Origin of the sequence: Parendozoicomonas verongulae (assembly GCF_009711465.1) — a bacterium.
GTDB lineage: Bacteria > Pseudomonadota > Gammaproteobacteria > Pseudomonadales > Endozoicomonadaceae > Sansalvadorimonas > Sansalvadorimonas verongulae.
In genome coordinates, this window is the sequence record NZ_SMME01000517.1 from 1 (window position 1) to 1,166 (window position 1,166).

1 protein-coding gene is annotated in these 1,166 nt (G+C 46.0%); it reads left to right on the forward strand.

The window, feature by feature from the left end:
* Positions 1 to 956 (forward strand): hypothetical protein (locus E1189_RS22725; protein WP_230459935.1); only part of this gene is annotated, 956 nt, incomplete at its 5' end.
* Positions 957 to 1,166 lie beyond the last annotated feature (210 nt).

The following is a 1,166-nucleotide window of genomic DNA, read 5'->3' on the forward strand; positions in this document are numbered from 1 at the left end:
GTGCAGCAGTAAAACCGACTGCAACTACCTCTAACAAGAGAGGGCCTACAGGAAATACTGAGAGCTCTGATCTGCCAGAGTTATCCATTCACAAAAGGAAAGTAGAAAAAGTACCTGATGCTTCTGCTATTGAGACATTGCGAGAAGGCATCACTGATGTAGCAGCACTCTTCACAACAGCTTCAAAGTCAGCCAATCATCGGTTGTTCCATCAGTACCTCTCCGACTTGCTGACCACTCTTGAGGCCTACGAAAGCCAAACCATCCCAGAGAAAGCAGTAGATGACTCACTTATCGAGGACATATTTCCATCAACAGAAGATAGCCAGCTAAGAAACTATCTTTTAGAGCTTACAGGTGAGCTTTCCGATATAAAGATAAAAAGAACTTTCGTTAACCTCGATAAGTGCTTTATCAGAAAGCTTGCAGAGTATCTTCAACAAAGCCCCTGTCTGGAAATTTATGCGGGTAATGGCTGGTTAACTGATGAGCTGGTGAAATCCGGTGCAAACATAACAGCAACAGATAACTACTCATGGTTTGACAGCGGTGATATGGGCAGAGAGTTCACACGAAATGTTCAGAAAAAGTCAGCCTACGAAGCGGCCTCGGACTTTGCCAAGGCCACAATGAGCGAGCCTGAAGCCACAATTCTCTTCGGTTTTCCTATTCATGACGATCCCTCATCGAAACTGGATGAGATTTTCCAGGTTATTCTGCCTCGCCATCCAAATATGAGAATCATCTCTATTGATGCGAACCTGCCTGAGTGGCAAGCCCCCCAAAATGCAGTGGTCACAGATTTAACCGAACGCTTGAACTACACACCCTACTCATTTATTGGGGAACGGGTTATTGAGTACCGTACAATGCCCAGCCAACAGCTTAAACCAAAAGGGCGCACAAAAAAATCCGCCCGGCTACAGGATGCTCGTCCCGCTCACCTGCCTGAATAAGTCACTGGGCGAAGCTGGCTTTTTTGTTACGCCCTCTAACAGCGTTCACAAAACATTTTCACGTGCGGGGTGTCTGAAGAAAACCAGTCACAGCCAGATATCTGACACTCAAAATGGAATCAATAGCTGCTAAATCTCAATCAACATTAAGCACGGGAGGCACACCTCAGACAACTTCCAGTGCAGCAGTAAAACCGACTGCAACTACCT